Here is a 16,942-nt window from a genome sequence, read left to right as displayed (position 1 = left end):
GCAGAAAACGCCACGACGCATGACTGCGGCCGCGGCGGACCGAGCTTGCGATACTCAGTTTTCAAACTCGACGACTTCGAGTCCCTCGTGCGACTCAGCCAATTCGTCAATCGTGTCGAAGCCGATGCTGGTGTTGGCAACGTTCAGATATTTCAAGCTCGGCAGATTACCCAGCTCCAAAAATGCTTCGTCGGTGAACAGGGTGCCGGCAACATTGAGCCGTTCGAGACTGGTCATCTTCTTCAATGCGGGCAGCGATTCGTCGCCCACCGACGCCGATTTGAGATTGAGTTCGGTGAGCTTGGTCAGATCACCAAAGGCGGCGAGCGTCTCATCATTCGTCGCCGTTTCCCACAAACCGAGGTAGGTCAGCCCCTTGAGCTTACCGAGCAACGCAATGTCCTCCGGCTGCGCCAGACGGCACTCGCTCATGTCCAGAAATGTGATCGACGGCATCGCAGAGAGAATCTCCAGACCCTGGCGATCTAAGGATGAATCTCGCAGCTCCACTCGCGACAGATTCTTGTTGGATTTGATGTGCTCCAGTCCGGCGCCAGTAACGTCACAACCTCGCAGCCGCAGTCGCTTGAGGTTTTTCAGCCCCTTGATCATTTCCAAGCCTTTGTCATCCACCTTGGAGTAGTCACCTTGCAGCGATGCCAGCGTGGGCATTTTGCCGAGCACGGCCATTGTGTCATTACTGATCGTAGTGCAGTAATTAAAATTGATCGCCTTCAACTTCAGTGGAGCGAGTTGAACCAGTCCTTTGTCAGTGACCTGGGATTTTTCCAATTGCAGGTCTTCGAGGGCATCGAGTTTGGTCAGCGGTGCCATGCCGCCATCACCGATGTTGGTATTTCGCAGATCGAGGGCTCGGAGTTTTTTCAGCTCCGTCAAATTAGCGAGTCCATCGTCGGTCACCGCCGTGCGACGGAGCTGCAGAGCTACCAGATTCTTCAACTTGCCAACCGTTTCGAGCGATTTGTCGCTGATCGCAGCACCGGTCAGGTCGAGCCGCTGGAGCTTGGTGAGCTTGGCCAGATTCTCCATGCCGTCATCGTCCACGGTCGGGCCGATCAGAGCGAGGCTCTCGACGTTGGGCACGCCACCGAGTTGCGCCAGCACGTCGTCAACGTTATCGTTTCCACCGCTGATCTCGACGACGAACCCTGCCTTGTTCTTGCTAACGGAGAACCCCGCCTCCTCGATCGCGCTGACGGCCTCAGGCGAATCCGGTGTTGGCGCTACAGCAGCAGGCTGACTGGATGAAACTGACTTTTCGCTCGCTTTATCCTGTTGCGGCGCCGTCGACGCAGTCTCGTGGCGACAGCCCACCGTGGGGATGAGTGTGGGGGCGACCAGAAGCAGTAGGGTGGTGAGGGCGTGCCGTTTCATGGCGGTGGGGGTCTCGCGAGTGCAGAGGGGCGGTTGACGTGTCGGTCAGCCCCCTAACTTAGAAACTATTGCCGAAAACGCAACGTGTGAGATTCCAACGCCGCGCAGTGCCGCCGCCAGAAGCCGTGTCCAGAGGCCGCGTCCGCCAGATCGCGGAATCCACCGTCGACCGAGGTCAGTCGCATCGAATTGGACGCTTTCTAGAGTAGCTATCCCACCACTTCGCACGCCTTGTAAACGACCTGGGCACGCTGGAAGCCGATCTGCTCGTAGAGCCGAATTGCGGCGGTGTTCGCGGTCGTCACCTCTAAATGCATCTTCTCGATCCCAGCGGCCTGGAACCCGGTGGCTGCTCGATTGATCAGCAAACGCCCCAAGCCACGGCCGCGATGCTCAGTGATCACGCCAATGTTTTGAATGACGCCCCAGCCCTCCGCCTCCAACCCCTGAATGGTTCCCACTGGCATTCCACGCCCCCCCGGTCGATCGTGGTACCGCAGCAGCCACGTCGATCCCGGAACGAAGGTCGCGCGGGACGTGATCTCACGCATCAGACGTAAACATCCATCGCGGCGGCCCAGGCAGGGAAACACATCCGCGTCGATCTCGCTGCGGAAACTCTGATACTTGGCTTGGGCATGATCGCGGATTAACCCTTCGTCATAACCTACGAATTGATACCCCGCCGCCTCGAGAGCCTCCCGGTCCCACTGGGCACGGAATCCTCGTAGGTTCAGTTCCATGCGGTAGCGACGAAAATAAGTCATGCCCATGCAAATCCCCTTTCCCAAACCGGGCCGCTGTACAACACTGAGCGTCCTCTTCTTGAACGAGCGCTTCATTCTAGCACATGCGCGATACCTGAACTGGACAATTCACTTGGCTTCCATGACGCCCAAGCCATCGACTTCGCCCGCTGAAATAGCGTGCTTTCCGCCACTTTTTAATCGCGCACTCGTGCTGACGGGGCCAACCGCGTCAGGAAAAACAACACTCGCGGTGCAGGTTGCGATTGCTATGCGGGATGTACCGATTGCAACGACCGGACATCCATCGGCGAGGGCGCCCGAGATCGAAATCATTTCGCTCGACTCCATCGCCGTCTACCGGCGGATGGATATCGGGACGGCCAAACCTTCGGCAGATGAGCAGCGCAGCGTCGTCCATCATTTGATTGACGTCGTCGAACCAGATCAGGAAACAAGCGTTGCTGAATACTTGACTGCCGCCCATAACCTGGTCGACCAAATCCACCAGCGCGGAAATCGGCCGATGTTTGTGGGCGGCACCCCAATGTATCTCAAAGCAATTCTGCGTGGATTCGACCCAGGGCCGCCTGCCGATGAAGCGTTTCGCGACGCCGTGATGCGGGATGTGCAACAGTACGGCACCGCCGCACTGCATCAGCGAGTGCAGCAAGTCGATCCCATCTCGGCCGCTCGAATTGAACCTCACGACGTGCGACGAATGATACGGGCGCTCGAGTTTGCTCGCCAAACCGGAACCCCGATTAGTCATCGGCAGCAACAGTTCGACATCGAACAATCACCTGAGGCGGGACTCGTTTTCGCACTCCAAACGCCGCGCAGCGTGTTGCACCGGAGAATTGAGAGTCGCGTGGAGCGAATGTTTGCCGGTGGATTGCTCGATGAAATTCGTGCGCTGACGGAGGACTATCCGGTCCTTTCAAAAACCGCAGGCACCGCCGTCGGTTACCGCGAGGTGCTCACGAGCGAAGAGTTCCAAACCTGGATTGCCGATCCAACCGTTGCACCGGATTGGTTGCCGGTTGCTCAGCAGGTGCTCTTTCACACCCGCCGACTGGCCCGGCGCCAAGAAACCTGGTTCCGTTCCATGGGCGAACTGCGGTTCATCACCACCCACCAGGGCGGGGACGACACCGAGCGGCCGAGTGAGGAACTGGTAGGGGAGATGGTGGCTGCCATCCGCCAGCATCCCGTGTGGGTCCAGCAGCACGCAACTGGCTAGTTTGGATGGGACGCCTGTTCGGATGGGGCGCCAGTTTCGTTGGGAGGAGCCGGTCGGGTAGTCAATCGCCGACCGGCTCGCGAACGTCATCGCTCGATCCTAAGGCGACAGCCGTGAGATTTCCCATGGTGTTTCGGACGGCGAATCGAACGGGCGTGTGTATACGATCCGGTCATGGAGCCGATTGGTGCGACCCTGCCAAAACTCGATTTTGCTCGGCTCGACAGCATATCCCCCCCATCGCTCAGGCAGCGGCACGGTGGTGCCCACGGGGTACCGCGCCGCAAGTTCCTCCATCCGCTGCTCGAGCACTTCGCGAGACTCGATCGTCGATGACTGCGAGCTGGCGTGCGCTCCGAGTTGGCTATCGCGCGGACGCGAATGAAAATAGGCGGCCGATGATTCCCGGTCGGTTTGCTCCGCTCGCCCACTGACCAGCACTTGGCGTTGCAGGTGCGGCCAGAAAAAACACAAGCTCACGAGCGGGTTTGCTGCGATCTGGCGGCCCTTGGTGGATTCGTAACTGGTGTAGAAAACGAAATGACGGTCCGTGATGCCTTTGAGCAGGACCGTGCGATTGGTTACCTCGCCAGCGGGGCTCGCCGTGGACAGGGTCATCGCATTGGGCTCCACCCATTCCGGCAGGCCTGCCGTCGGCGACCGCGACTCGCCCGTGGCACCTGAGTCGACGGTATTTCGTCCCGTCGCTTGGCGAAACCACAGCTCAAATTGAACCATGGGGTCCGTGCTGACGTCCTGTTTGCGGAGGCCACCGAGTGTGTAATCGCGCCGCATCTGATCAATTCGAGCGGCAGAAGATTCGTCGTGGGAGGGGGAAGTCATGTGTTTCGCCGGCGGAGACAGTGTGAGGGACGCCCCCCAGGATGGAATACCTGCAGAGGATTTCGTGAAAAATGAGCACTTTGGCGCGCCACTTGCCTCTTATGGGAATCGCTTCTTAAGCGGCTGCCAAGGTGACTTAAGAGGCATTTTTCTTAACAGAGCGAGGTTTTAACGTGCGTAATTCTCAAGTGGGTGATTTACTGGTGGCGACGACGGAAGTCGATGGCACCATTCTCAATCGCGGCGTGTGTTTGCTCGTTTACGAAGACGAGGAGACGGCGGTTGGGGTTATGCTCAATCGACCCATGCAACTATTCCAGGCATCCCCCCCAAATATTGCCGGTGCGGATCCGACGATGGCTCCGAAACCGAGCTCATCTCGGTTGGAATCCCTATTCAGCGATGAAAACGCAGACACGAGTGAGGTTACGAATGTCAACGAACACGTCAGTTCGGGCGACGAACTGACTGATCCTCCCGGTGCGATGCAGCACACGGTTGCATTTGTAGGGCCAGCGGACGATCCCGATGCAGGTAAATTCTTACTAGGGAAGTCGCTGTATTTTGGTGGCCCGCTCTCCGGTCCTGTGGTCGCGGTGCACGGGGCGCCCCATCTCGCCGAAGCCGAAGCGGGTGAAGGCGTGTTCGTTGCCGCTCAACGGGATCATCTCGAGGCTTTGATGCAGGCGGAACAACCCGTTCCCTACCGATTGATCGTCGGCCACCTCGGATGGACTCAGCAACAGCTGACCCACGAGATCGAAGGAGGGGTGTGGCACCGCGTGCGTGCGACCAACGAGATCTTGTCGACCGCTGACGAGTGGTTGTGGCCTCAATTGATTCGCTCTGCCACCGCGGGCAGCCTATCAAGGTGGGTGGGGGCATCGCACGTTGCCGACTCCCATCTCCTCAACTAAGATTTAGGGTGACAGTGCGGTGTCGACTCGCTCGGCACCGCCATCCTCCGTTCCCATCATTTCAGTAAATTCACCTGTGTCTGATCGCCCGCTCTCTGGCTTTTCCTCGCAAGGTCGCTCCCGTGACGGCGACGATGAAGTCAAAAAAAAGCCGTTTCGGATTCAGAAAAAACGGCTGGGTGAGATTAAGTACATTCGCGATGATGGTGAATTCGGTTTCATTCGCGCCGAAGACTTCCGCGAAGATGTCTTTTTCCACAAGATGGCGTGGGAGTCTGACCCGCGCATCGTCGCTCAAAATGAAATGTACGTTGAGTTCGAACTCGACGACGATCACTACGAAGAGACGAAGAAACTGCGTGCCAAGGTCGTGCGGCCTACCCATCGGCCCGCCGGTCGGAAACTCAAGGCGAGCGACTCGCCCTATGAGATTGTATTCCACCATCCCCGTGCACGCCGCAAACGTCCCACCTGGCGCGGGGATGAATCCGAGTCCTGAGTGACCGGTCTCCTTATTTGAACTCTTCGTCAAACGCTGCGAAGTCGTCTGCGGGCTCGCCACCTTCGGCAGGAAACTCGGAGAATTCCTCAACTGCCTCGAATTCTTCGACCACTTCGCCCTCTTCCGTTGCTTCGCTGTCCTCGTAACTACTGTCGGTAGGTTCCTCGGCGACCGCAGACGATTCCCGTCCGCGGCTCTCTAAGACAGCTGCCACCGTGAACGCGATGATCAGGACGAGTACAAAGACAACCCAGCAGATGAAAAGGATCATGGGGGGCGAAACTGAAGAGTGGGGCGAGGCAGAAGTCGGGGACAGCAAACTATTCTAGTTCAAATCACAGGTCACGTAGGGAAAAAATGAAACTCAACGTACTCTACGAAGACAATCATCTGCTCGTCGTCAACAAACCCGCCGGACTGGCCACGATGGGCGATGGCGACCGCACAACACTCCATAGTCTCGCGGCGGCATACCTCAAGCAGAAGTACGACAAGCCGCACGGCGTGTACGTCGGCATCGTCAGCCGCTTGGATTCGCTTGTGTCAGGGGTGATCGTGCTCGCCCGCACCAGCAAAGCGGCGGCGCGTCTGAATACCCAGTTCGCTGACCATGCCCAACGCCTCAATGCGGCAACGTCCAAACCAGCCTCACGCGACCGCTTGACGCCACCGTCGATCCGTAAAACGTACCTGGCCGTGGTGCGAGCCGAACCGCACCGTGCAGCGCCTCTGGCAGCGAACGGTCGGCTCGACGATCATCTCTACAAGGACGATGCCGCCCATCGCATGCGAGCGGCTCAGGCGTCGAGGGACGATGCCAAGCCCGCGTCTCTGTTGTTTCAAACGCTTACCACCAGTGACCACAGCAGCGTTCTGGCGGTCGCTCCGCTGACAGGACGCAAACATCAAATCCGGGTGCAGCTGGCCGCTCGCGGGTGGCCCATCCTCGGCGACCGCAAGTACGGTAGCCAAACCGAGTGGCCGACCGGGATTGCTCTGCACAGCATGCAACTGACGATTGAACATCCCACCCGCCGCGAGCCGATGACCTTCGTCTGTCCCCCTCCGGTCGCGTGGAACCGCGTGCGTTCACGCGAACTCGAGAGGCAGTGGGACAATCTCTCCTGGTGAGTACCAAGCGTTTGAGAATCGCGTGCTTGCAGAGCCCTTGAGATTCGTAGCCGTGCTCGGACTTGCGGGCTCGTCACGCGATCCGCACCCGCCTCTCTCTGGCAATGTTCGTCAACAATGAAGCTCGCCGCGTCAGGAAGGCGGTGCCCTCTCGCTGCTATTGGATGCCCACTCGCTGCTATTGCTCGCCGGTCGGGTTCGCGAAACACTGACGCAGGTACCGCAGCCCCGCCTTGGCGATTCGCGGGTGCACGATGCTGGGGTGCCCGCCGATCGATTCCGTCTTCGACGTCCAGCGGCCATCGGGATGGCTGACCGAAAAGGTAATAGACGATTCGGGTATCGCGTTTTGCTCGAGTTGGTGGAGGTCCGGGTACGCGTCGACTAACAATAACCATTCCGCCGAGAAACGCTGCCGAACCGTCTCAATGCACTCCTGTAACGTCGCATCGGCATGTTCGCTCCCTGCAAACCGGCGCAGCTCATCCAGTCCTACCAACGACAATCCGCCTGCCAGCACCGGAGAATCACCGATCGCCGCAAACCAGTTCCCCAACGGTGCTGCATGACCGAGTTCGACCACGCAGAGTCGCTCCTTTCGGCGGCGCAAGATCGCATCCACGGCATGCTGCTGTTCGAAAGTCTCGCCGTCACCGAAATACAGTTCCCCCACCCGCTCCATGATGTCCTCGCGCGTTGCCGCAATCATGGATTCGCACTTCGCCACATGATCGGCCGTCGCGCTGATACGCAGCGAGATCGTCGCCGCACTGACAGTGATGCCGACACGCGGTTGCCGCGTCCGCGAAATCATGTCGCCTAAGCGAGCCTCCATTTCACTCTCGCCGACACCAAAGAACTTCATCACGCTGTGGCGGATGAACTGTCCACCCTGACCACCTGACAAGATGGCAGGTCCCACGGTCTCATCAAACATCGTTTTCATTTCCGCTGGCACACCCGGTAGTGCAAAAATTCGTGACGTGGTGCCATCTGCACGTGAGGCCACGATATCGACGCCGGGTGCGGTGCCCTGGGGGTTGAAAATCGGCGTGGCACCCACTGGAAACATCGCTTGACTGCGATTCCGCTCGGGCATTTCACGACCGCGTCTGCTAAACAGGGCTTCGATATGCGCCAGCGAATCAGGATCAAACTGCAGGGGGACCCCGATCGATTCGGCGATCGCCTCTCGCGTGAGGTCGTCCTGAGTTGGACCGAGTCCGCCGGTCGCAATCACAAGGTCCGCACGCTGCACGGCAATCCGGAACACGTCGACATTGTGCGCAAGCGTGTCGCCTACTGTGCTGTGGAAATGCACCTCCACTCCCAGCTCCGCCAACCGCCGACTGAGCCATGCGGTATTGGTATCGAGCCGAGCGCCGCTGATCATTTCATCGCCAATTGAAATGATTTCCGCAGTGAGGTGTGCCATGTTGGAAACGTGTCGTAGCTGGAGGTAAATACGGAGCCGAGTGCCGCCCAGCATCGGGCACCGCTGCTGTCGCTGAGCCAGCAGCGATACTGGAAAAACAGTTGCCGGGGCGACAAGCTGGGCTCGGCAGTTTACGCTCTACATCCTCATAGCGGAACACTCTGCACCATTCGCTACGGCAACCATTCCGACGAAGGTAGTATATTCTCCATGCCATCCGATCCACGCTCCCACTGGACTCTGGGTTATTGCACCAATATTCACGCCGGCACCGAGGTGCCGCAGATCTGCGACACCCTCAAAAACATCTCCGCTGAAGTTGGACGCATTCGCCAGGCTGATGGCCGACTCGGCGTCGGACTGTGGCTTCCCCGCGCCGCCTGCACCACTCTGCGTCGACATGGCATGCCACCACTGGTCAAGGCGATCGCGCAAAATAAGCTGCTCGCTTATACGATCAATGGCTTCCCCTTCGAAGACTTCCATAAAGAACGCGTCAAACACGACGTGTATCAACCAACGTGGTGGACCGATGAGCGTGTCGCCTACACCCGCGATCTCGCCAAGGTGCTCGCCGAGTTGCTACCTGAGAAGACGACCACGGGCACGATCAGTACCCTGCCGATCGGCTGGCCCAAGCAGGTTGACGAACACGAATCGAATGACCGCGAATTGCGTCTACGCGATGCTAGCGAAGAAGAGGTGCATCATGCCGGCACTAACTTCCGACGCTTGGCCGAAGATCTTCGCATGCTGGAAAATCGAACGGGCAAGCGAATCATCGTCGCTATCGAACCGGAACCTGGATGCCTCCTCGAACGCGCCGACCAACTCGTCGAGTGGTTCGAAACCCAACTCCCTGATCCCACCCATCGGCGATACATCGGTGTCTGTCATGACGTCTGTCACTCCGCCGTGATGATGGAAGACCAACGCAAGACGCTGCAGCGTTACGCCGATGCGGGTATCGTGCTCGGTAAGATTCAAATCAGTAGCGCTGTGGTCGCCGACTGGCAGTCGATCGATGCTGCCGACCACGAGGCGACGCTTCAACAGTTGCGATCCTTTGCCGAAGATCGCTATCTGCACCAGACCGGCCGGCTGCTCGCCGACGGTAGCTTCGAATTGGCTGAAGACCTACCCGAGCTGCTCGATCAGATGACGCACACCCCAGTCACCGATCAACGCTGGGTCATCCATTTTCATGTGCCGATTTTTATGCAAAAGTTTGGTCACCTGCGAACGACCCAAGATCAAATCGCCGAGACCCTCGACGCCGTCGAGCAGCTTTCCGCATCGCCGGTAAAGGGATCGTCTCGGAACAAACGTCCCCTCGAATTCACGGGGCACCTCGAAGTCGAAACGTACGCTTGGTCGGTCTTACCCGAAGACATGCGTTCGGGTGACCTCGCCGTTGACATCGCTCACGAACTCGATTGGCTGAACGAGTTGCTGTAACGGGCTCGGGACCAGCTCCCTGCATCTGTGTATTCGCAGCGCGGCGCAAGCCTCCCGGTGCATCTGATACCGGATGGCGCGCGCCATCTGCTGAAAGTTGCTTTGCTCAGGCTGCCTGTGGCTCGTTTGACGGACGCGTTCGACGGTGGTTTTCTAGGCCTAAACTCAGGTGCCTAACGATAATTTGTGTGGGAGTTGCGGTGACAGTCGACTCGCAGGCCGGGGAACGACTCGCAGGGCCGGGGAAAACGGCGTCAAGCTCGTATCGCATGGACTTGATGAGCCGAGACGCGCAAGCGGTCGAGCTGGTGGTGTCGCCCGCGAGCCTCTGCATAACCAGTACGCCATCGGTGCCCACGGTCCCCGGCGGATCTTGCTTCACCAAAGACGCTTATGAATGAAACTTAGCGGATACTTGAGTGATGCCCGATAGAACCCGGATGGACCAAAAACTCACATCACCACAAGGTTTGCTTGCGTGGGGTGAACGATGAACTCTGCTTCCGGAGACGTTCGGATTACTGCGTGACGCGATCTTCCCGAAGCCATTTTCTTAGCTGAGCGGACATCGACGCAACTAACTCGGGGTGCTCCTTCATGACATTGTTCAACTCGTTTGGATCGGATTCGATGTCGAATAGTTCGACCGCCTGACCGCTCTTGGCTAACAGCTTCCACTTCCCTCGTTTGACGACCTCGGTCGCGTACGGTTTCGGCTTCGGGTAGTGACGTTGCAGGCCTTTGTAGAGATCGAGTTGCCAAAATACGTCACCGCGTATCTCATCGCTTGGGGGAGGGCCGCCCTTCATGTGTGGCAACAGACTGAGCCCATCGATCGGTAAATCAGCTGGCAATTTGATGCCCGCCGCGTCGCAGATTGTCGGCAGCAAATCGTTCGAATGCCCGAACGCGTCGGACTTGCCTGGCGAAATCGCCGCCGGCCAGCGAACGAACATGGGTACTCGAATGCCACCGTCGTGAAGATCCGTTTTTCCACCCTTTAACTCGCCAATGTTTCCCTCAAAGGCGGCTCCATTATCGCTGGTGAACAACACCAAGGTATTGTCAGCGATACCGAGTTCATCGAGCTTGGTGAGAATCTCACCTACTTTGCTGTCCATGTGCGCGATCATCGAACGAAAACGGTGTTGATCATCGGTGATGCCGTCTGCCTGGGTTGCGCTCCAATGAGGTTCCGGTGCCGGTTCGTAGGGTTTGTGAGGCACCAGCCACCACAAGTTCAAGAAAAATGGCTGCCCATCGGCGGACAGCTTGTCGATCAACTCCAGCGCAAAGTCACCGTTAGCGTCGGTTAGGTGTTTCGAGTAATAGGGGGCGTCTGGGCTGATCTTCTGATCATCTCGCATCAGCACCGTACCGCCTTGGCGAAACAGCGTTCGCTCGCGACCCATGCGACCACGCAGGGGCTGCTGCTCGATTTGCGTTTGGTAGGTATCGAATCCGTGCTGACGCGGCCCAGGTTGATCCGTGCGCCGGACGCCGTCGTCGTCAACGTGCAATCCACCTAAATGCCACTTGCCCACGTGGGCTGTGTTGTACCCGGCTCCTTTCAATAGCTCAGCAATTGTCGTGGCCGATTCGGGCAGCCAACCGTCCCTGTCATTGAAATGCTTCGTGATTCCAAACCTTAAAGGGTAGCGGCCCGTTAGTACCGACGCCCGCGTGGGTGAGCAGACGGCTGACCCCGCGTAAAAGTTTGAGAATCGCAATCCCTCGTCGGAAAGTCGATCCAGGTTGGGCGTTTGCACAGCCGGGCTGCCAAAACCGGACAGATCGCAGTATCCCAGATCATCCGCCAGGAAGATCACAATATTTGGCCGCTCGGCGGCAACCCCGATCTGTGCCACAGCGCTGAACGCGAAGAGGCAAACAGAGGACAGCAAGATGATGGTTTTCATAAATATGATACTTTCATTGTCGCGTTCGTGATGTGCTGCCTGGGGCAAGCTGTTCAGTTAAATAATTCATATTGCGGACACTTCACTGCCCACCTCTTGCGATCCCGTCATTCGACTTCTTTGACATCGAACCGACTGATGAATGGCAGATGTCCTTTAGCCTTCCCAATTTCGACACCCCACTGAGGAAGCTTGCCCTCGCCGCTCTGCGTGAACGCTTCAGGACGATACGCGCCGCCCGCCCAGGGACCATTGGTCACATCATGAGTCTTTGCGAAATGGGTTCCATCTTCTGCATACTGGATGGTGTTCGTGATCGTCTTCGGACCCGTTGTTCCAATCATGGCGGCCACTCCTGTACCCTGGGGCCAGACCAATACTTCGTGATTGCCCGGAATCACGGGGTTCGACGCATGCCGCACATACGGTCCCTGCGGCTGCTCTGCGACGGCCAACCCCATCTGTGTCTGACCGGGACCTTTCCCCATTTGCCGCCCCTTGTAGTACAACCAATAGGCTCCATCGCGAGTGATCAGACATGCATCGTCAACCAGATGACTGTCAAAGTCACTCAAATTGTCACTGTTCTTTAAAACTGGATTGGTTGGCAATCGTTGCCAAGGGCCATCGGGTGAATCCGACACTGCGATGCCGATTTTGGAGTCCGGGCTAAACGGCTGTTTGAATGGCTTGGAAGTCCCCGTGTAGAACAGCCAGTAGCGTCCTTCGGCAACTAGGATGTTGGGGGTGAAGACGCTCGCGCCGTCCCAATCACCCTTTGATCCTTTCGCCAGTGCCTGTCCCTTCTCGGTCCACATTCGACCGTCGGCTGACGTCGCGTACCACACCGTTGCATCGTACCCAGGAGAAATCTCTCCTTTGGAATACCACACGTAAAACAATTCACCCACCTTGATGATGTCGCTTGGGTCTCGCCGCATGACGCCTTTCTCAGCACCAATGCCCTGCAGCGACGCGTGGGTCACATTCACCGACCCGCGATCCTGTGCGTGGACCATCGCCGAGATCGGGATGAACGCACATAGGAGCGCTGTGGTTTTCAGCAGGTTTCGACGGACACGAAAGCTTTTTACTAAATTCACAGCGGCGAGAGTGGCTTGCATCGTAATGTTCAATGGGTAAGAGCCTATCCGAAAAGGGGGCTGACCCTCTCCGTAGAGGCCGGTAAGAGCGGTATAAAATGACTCGCCTCCAAAGGGTCAGACCCCTTTTCGGATAGGCTTTAAGTTTTGGACGTGGCAGTGTTAACGAAAGATCCTACGCAGATCACTTTAACTGAATCTCAAAGCCAACCACCAACGTGTCAGGCAGATCAGTCGGCAGAGTGATCGTGAGACCAGTTGTGGATTGCGTCCAGTGAATTTCCTCATCGCTGCCCATCATGCCGATCCCAGCGATCTCGTTTTCGAGCACTCCACCGCTGGCGAGTGTCTTGATCACAATGTCCTCGGTCGGTGGTGCCAAGACAAATGCGTACAAGACACCGTCCTTGGTAGTGAAGCGGATATCTTTTTGTGAGAATTCCTTGCGGTTTTCGCCCTGCCGGCCATCTCTCACCACCAGGGGTCCTTCGCCGAAGGTCTTCCACGGACGCGATCCGTAGATGCCCTCGCCACACGTCTTGAGAAAATCACCGAACGCCGTGAGGTAGGCTGCTTGGTTTTCGGGAATTGTGCCGTCTCCCTTGAGCGCGACATTGAGCATGACCACGCCGTTTTTGCTGATGGCGTCGACTGCGTTGCCGACCATGACCGGAATGCTCATTCGATTCACGGCAGTCTTGCGATAGAACCACCCACCCGAAAGATCGGTGGCCCAAATCCATGGCTCCGGTTTGATATCCCCCGCGGCCCCCCGCTCGAGATTGTAGGTGAACGCTGCCCGGTCGACACTCGCATCCTTGCACGAGAAAACAACCGTTTGCGAGCCATCGTCCTCCTCGAGATCGCGATTAATGAACGATGAGAACAACTTCACGCCAAGACTCTTGCCGCCCGACTCCTGCTCGTTCGGGAACGGAGCATCGTTGTTGAACATGTCCGGATCATACTTCTCAATGATCTCCCAACAGCGCGCATACCAATGCTCGTTCCAGCTATCCTGACTGGCGTAACCCTGAGGGTCGAAATCCATATTAAACAATGTCCACTCGGGAGTCCCCGGTTTCTGGTATTTGCGTGCATTTGCAAAGAAGCGTGGGGACCAGTAGAGGTGCGTCGAAACACCGAACTTCAGCCCATGTTTGCGCGCCGCTTCCTTCCATTGCTGCAGTGTATCCCGCTTCGGGCCCATCTTGACTGAATTCCAGGGATGGAAGGAATCATACATGTCGAAATTGTCGTGGTGGCAGGCCACCGGCATGATAAAACGCGCCCCGTTCTCTTTTACAAATTGAACGAGGGCATCTGGATCCCAATTTTCAGCCTTGAACATCGGGATCAAATCCTCATAGCCAAACTCCGATGGATGCCCGTAGCGTTCGGTGTGCCACTTGGTCAATGTCTCGGACATGCCCATCGTGCCCGTGTAATCATCTGGGACAACGGAGTACATGCGACGCCCGTAATGCGATCCATCATTGGGCCGATTCTCATCCGCAGCCGACGAAATCCCCCAATGAAACCAGACGCCGATTTTGCCGTCCTGGAACCATTGGGGAACATTGTAATGTTCCGCCATCGACTGCCACGTTGGCGCGATCTCCTCAGCCACCGACGCTCCACTGAGGATACCGATGGCGAACAAACTGGCTAAAATTCGATTGATATGATTCATTGAATTTGCGTTCGGATTGGGGTTGGCTCTTGGTGTGTTCATCAGTCTTCGAATGGCTCAATTCTTATCACTTGGCCTCTCTGAGTATCCATCTTTCGGATTTCGTCGCCAAACCGAACGACGATCGGATTTCCGTTGAGCGAGAGAATCGTGGCGTTGGTTAGCTTGCCCTCCCGCCACGTGATATCGACTTCAAATCCACCGCGGGCCCGCAGTCCGCTCACCGAACCGCGAGGCCACGCCTCGGGCAAGGCTGGCAACAGGTGGAGTTCATCATTGTGGCTCTGCAAAAGCATCTCAGCGATGCCAGCGGTCGCGCCAAAGTTGGCGTCGATTTGAAACTTTTCCCCGCCGTTAAATAAGTTTGCTCCTAACCGCGGCATCACATGCTCAGTCAATGCCGTCAGTGCCCGCTCTCCATCACCCAACCGCGCCCACAACGCGATACGCCAAGCACCAGACCAACCACCCGAGAATCCGCGATGAATCATAGAGGTCCGCGCCGCCTCGAATAACGCCGGTGTGTCGCGCGGGTTGATTTGACTGCTGGGAAACAGTCCATACATGTGCGACACGTGACTGTGTTGATCCTGGGGGTTGTCCCAATCGACCGACCATTCTTGAAGCTGACCATGGCGACCAATTTTCATGGGCGCCAGTCTCGATCGTGTTTCGATCAGCCGCGATCGCAACTCAGAATCGATATCCAGAATCTCTGCGGCGGCGATGCAGTTGGCGAATAGGTCGCGAAGAATTTGAAGATCGACGGTGGGCCCTGCGCACAGCGAGACTCCAGCCCGGCCAACACTCAGCCCGTCTCTCGTACCGCCTCCATGGCTATGTTCGGGCGAAAGCGATGGCGACGTAATCAGGTATCCTTCCTCGTTCTCAACCAGGGCATCCAGGAAAAATTCGGCAGCACCTTTGAGAATCGGGTAAGAGTTCTGCAGATGTTGGTTGTCGCCGGTATAAAGGTAGTGCTCCCAAAGATGTTGGCAGAGCCAAGCACCGCCCATCGGCCACATCCCCCACTGCGCACCATCTACTGGAGCCGTGCCACGCCACAAATCCGTATTGTGATGCACCATCCAACCACTAGCACGGTAATGAGTTTCCGCAGTCGCCTTGCCTGGCGTTTGCAGTTCACCAATCATACGCAGCAGCGGCTCGTGGCATTCGCTCAAGTTGCCGACTTCGGCGACCCAATAGTTCATTTCGGTATTGATGTTGATCGTGTACTTGCTCCCCCACGGCGGGTCGAATTCGTTGTTCCAGATTCCTTGCAAATTCAGTGGCTGGGTGCCTGGACGCGAACCAGCAATCATCAGATAGCGGCCATACTGGAATACCAGTTCGGTTAAATGACGTTGGGCAGCTTCGTCGGCCGTCTCACGTTTCAGTTCATCCGTCCGCAGTGACGCGGCCGCCCCCGCATCGAGATCAATCGCAACGCGACTGAACAACGGTGAGTAATCGTCAACGTGTCGCTGATACAGTTGGTCGTAGGACTTCCCCTCCACATCCGAAAGATATTTTCCCACCGCTGCCAGCGGATCGCCGCTGGTGTCCTGGTGATTGACGAAGCTGGTTGCCGCTGAGTAACAGATCGTGACCGCATCCGCATTGTGGACCGACATCATTCCGTCACGTGGTATCACGGTTCCGCCCTCGGCTTTCACGTTGACTTGGGCGGCGAATTTCAATCCAGGGCCATCCCACGGGCCAATCAGGCTTCTTGCCCCGCTTAGCTTGCTTTCCCCACGCGGCGCGACTTGGCCAGTCATCACCAGGGTGTCGCCCGCCCGTGTTCGAGTTTCAAAGCAATGGGGGCTCTCGATGGACAGATCGAACGTGATTTGCCCCGGCTTGTCACATTCGAGATGCATGACGATGGCTTCGTCAGGATGCGACGCGAAAACCGTTCGTGTGAAACGGGCCTCACCGACTCGATAGCTGACGGTGCTGACTGCGTTGGCAAGATCCAATTCTCGCCGATAATCGCGTGATGAATCACCGTGGGGGAACTTTACAAAGAGGTTGCCCAGTGGCTGGTAGGCCGCTTGATATTTCGGACGTCCCAACATCTCCTGCGCGGCTGCTTCGGCTTTTCCATACTCCTCCTGCTCGAGCAGGGTGCGAACCGTGGCGAGGTGCCCGAAAGCCTCGGGATTGTCGTAGTTGTGAGGACCTCCCGTCCAGAGCGTATCTTCATTGAGTTGAAGACGCTCCAACTCAATGCCACCAAACACCATGGCACCAAGACGTCCGTTGCCGATCGGCAATGCCTCCGTCCATCGAGTTGCCGGTTGCTCGTACCAGAGTTTCAGCGGTTGCGCCGGAGCAGCCGCCTCATCGGTGAACGCTTGATCTGCCTCCGAGTTATTGCTTTCGTCCGCCTCATGCCCGGCCGCAAAAGATGACCCCGTAGCAATCAAGCCAAACATCAAGAGGGTAAAAAGTGTTCGGTGCATTTGGTACTGCCTATCAGAACTTCTCATCATTCCGTTTATATCTCCAGAGTTTTGAGTTGGGTCTTATGGCCGGTATGGAGTGGCAG

At 57.3% G+C, this 16,942-nt stretch carries 14 protein-coding genes; 5 read left to right on the top strand and 9 right to left on the bottom strand.

Annotated features, from left to right (window positions below; translation table 11 throughout):
• Positions 1 to 54 precede the first annotated feature (54 nt).
• Positions 55 to 1,395, bottom strand: a complete 1,341-nt coding sequence (locus Poly21_RS09690; protein WP_146406614.1) for a leucine-rich repeat domain-containing protein — start codon at positions 1,393 to 1,395, stop codon at positions 55 to 57.
• A 209-nt stretch (positions 1,396 to 1,604) separates the two neighbouring features.
• Positions 1,605 to 2,168: a GNAT family N-acetyltransferase gene (locus tag Poly21_RS09685; RefSeq protein ID WP_146406613.1), complete on the bottom strand. Its 564-nt coding sequence runs from the start codon at positions 2,166 to 2,168 to the stop codon at positions 1,605 to 1,607.
• A 115-nt stretch (positions 2,169 to 2,283) separates the two neighbouring features.
• Here Poly21_RS09685 and miaA point away from each other — a divergent pair, with 115 nt between their 5' ends.
• A complete protein-coding gene (gene miaA / locus Poly21_RS09680) occupies positions 2,284 to 3,384 on the top strand; it encodes a tRNA (adenosine(37)-N6)-dimethylallyltransferase MiaA (RefSeq protein ID WP_146406997.1) in 1,101 nt (366 codons plus the stop codon).
• Positions 3,385 to 3,483: 99 nt separating this feature from the next.
• Here miaA and pdxH read toward each other — a convergent pair whose 3' ends face one another.
• Complete coding sequence (gene pdxH, locus Poly21_RS09675; RefSeq protein WP_146406612.1) at positions 3,484 to 4,227, bottom strand: pyridoxamine 5'-phosphate oxidase; 744 nt, start codon at positions 4,225 to 4,227, stop codon at positions 3,484 to 3,486.
• Positions 4,228 to 4,400: 173 nt separating this feature from the next.
• Between pdxH and Poly21_RS09670 the strand changes: the two genes are divergently transcribed.
• Both Poly21_RS09670 and Poly21_RS09665 read left to right on the top strand, forming a co-directional pair.
• Complete coding sequence (locus Poly21_RS09670) at positions 4,401 to 5,144, top strand: YqgE/AlgH family protein (protein WP_146406611.1); 744 nt, start codon at positions 4,401 to 4,403, stop codon at positions 5,142 to 5,144.
• Positions 5,145 to 5,220: 76 nt separating this feature from the next.
• The gene (locus Poly21_RS09665; protein ID WP_146406610.1) at positions 5,221 to 5,643 is read left to right on the top strand and encodes a cold shock domain-containing protein; all 423 of its coding nucleotides are present in this window, start codon (positions 5,221 to 5,223) and stop codon (positions 5,641 to 5,643) included.
• Between the two features lie 13 nt (positions 5,644 to 5,656).
• Here the strand turns inward: Poly21_RS09665 and Poly21_RS09660 are convergent, their stop codons facing one another.
• A complete protein-coding gene (locus Poly21_RS09660) occupies positions 5,657 to 5,917 on the bottom strand; it encodes a hypothetical protein (protein ID WP_146406609.1) in 261 nt (86 codons plus the stop codon).
• Between the two features lie 86 nt (positions 5,918 to 6,003).
• Here Poly21_RS09660 and Poly21_RS09655 point away from each other — a divergent pair, with 86 nt between their 5' ends.
• A complete protein-coding gene (locus tag Poly21_RS09655; RefSeq protein ID WP_146406608.1) occupies positions 6,004 to 6,777 on the top strand; it encodes an RluA family pseudouridine synthase in 774 nt (257 codons plus the stop codon).
• A 178-nt stretch (positions 6,778 to 6,955) separates the two neighbouring features.
• On the opposite strand, the gene Poly21_RS09650 is transcribed toward Poly21_RS09655, so the two are convergent.
• On the bottom strand, positions 6,956 to 8,212 hold the full coding sequence (locus Poly21_RS09650) for a competence/damage-inducible protein A (protein WP_146406607.1): 1,257 nt from the start codon (positions 8,210 to 8,212) through the stop codon (positions 6,956 to 6,958).
• Positions 8,213 to 8,422: 210 nt separating this feature from the next.
• Here Poly21_RS09650 and eboE point away from each other — a divergent pair, with 210 nt between their 5' ends.
• Positions 8,423 to 9,670 carry a metabolite traffic protein EboE gene (gene eboE / locus Poly21_RS09645; RefSeq protein ID WP_146406606.1) on the top strand — a complete coding sequence of 416 codons (1,248 nt, stop codon included), beginning with the start codon at positions 8,423 to 8,425 and terminating at the stop codon, positions 9,668 to 9,670.
• Between the two features lie 518 nt (positions 9,671 to 10,188).
• On the opposite strand, the gene Poly21_RS09640 is transcribed toward eboE, so the two are convergent.
• From Poly21_RS09640 to Poly21_RS09625, 4 genes are all read right to left on the bottom strand, one after another.
• Entirely contained in the window at positions 10,189 to 11,589 is a 1,401-nt protein-coding gene (locus tag Poly21_RS09640; protein ID WP_146406605.1) for a sulfatase family protein, read from the bottom strand.
• 107 nt (positions 11,590 to 11,696) lie between these two features.
• The gene (locus Poly21_RS09635; RefSeq protein WP_302118509.1) at positions 11,697 to 12,608 is read right to left on the bottom strand and encodes a family 43 glycosylhydrolase; all 912 of its coding nucleotides are present in this window, start codon (positions 12,606 to 12,608) and stop codon (positions 11,697 to 11,699) included.
• A 268-nt stretch (positions 12,609 to 12,876) separates the two neighbouring features.
• Positions 12,877 to 14,385 (bottom strand): alpha-L-fucosidase, encoded by a 1,509-nt coding sequence (locus Poly21_RS09630; protein WP_302118289.1) that lies wholly within the window; start codon positions 14,383 to 14,385, stop codon positions 12,877 to 12,879.
• Between the two features lie 41 nt (positions 14,386 to 14,426).
• A complete protein-coding gene (locus Poly21_RS09625) occupies positions 14,427 to 16,856 on the bottom strand; it encodes a glycoside hydrolase family 95 protein (RefSeq protein ID WP_302118286.1) in 2,430 nt (809 codons plus the stop codon).
• Positions 16,857 to 16,942: the final 86 nt, after the last annotated feature.

Origin of the sequence: Allorhodopirellula heiligendammensis, from assembly GCF_007860105.1 — a bacterium.
GTDB lineage: Bacteria > Planctomycetota > Planctomycetia > Pirellulales > Pirellulaceae > Rhodopirellula > Rhodopirellula heiligendammensis.
This window is presented reverse-complemented; position numbering and strand designations above follow the sequence as displayed.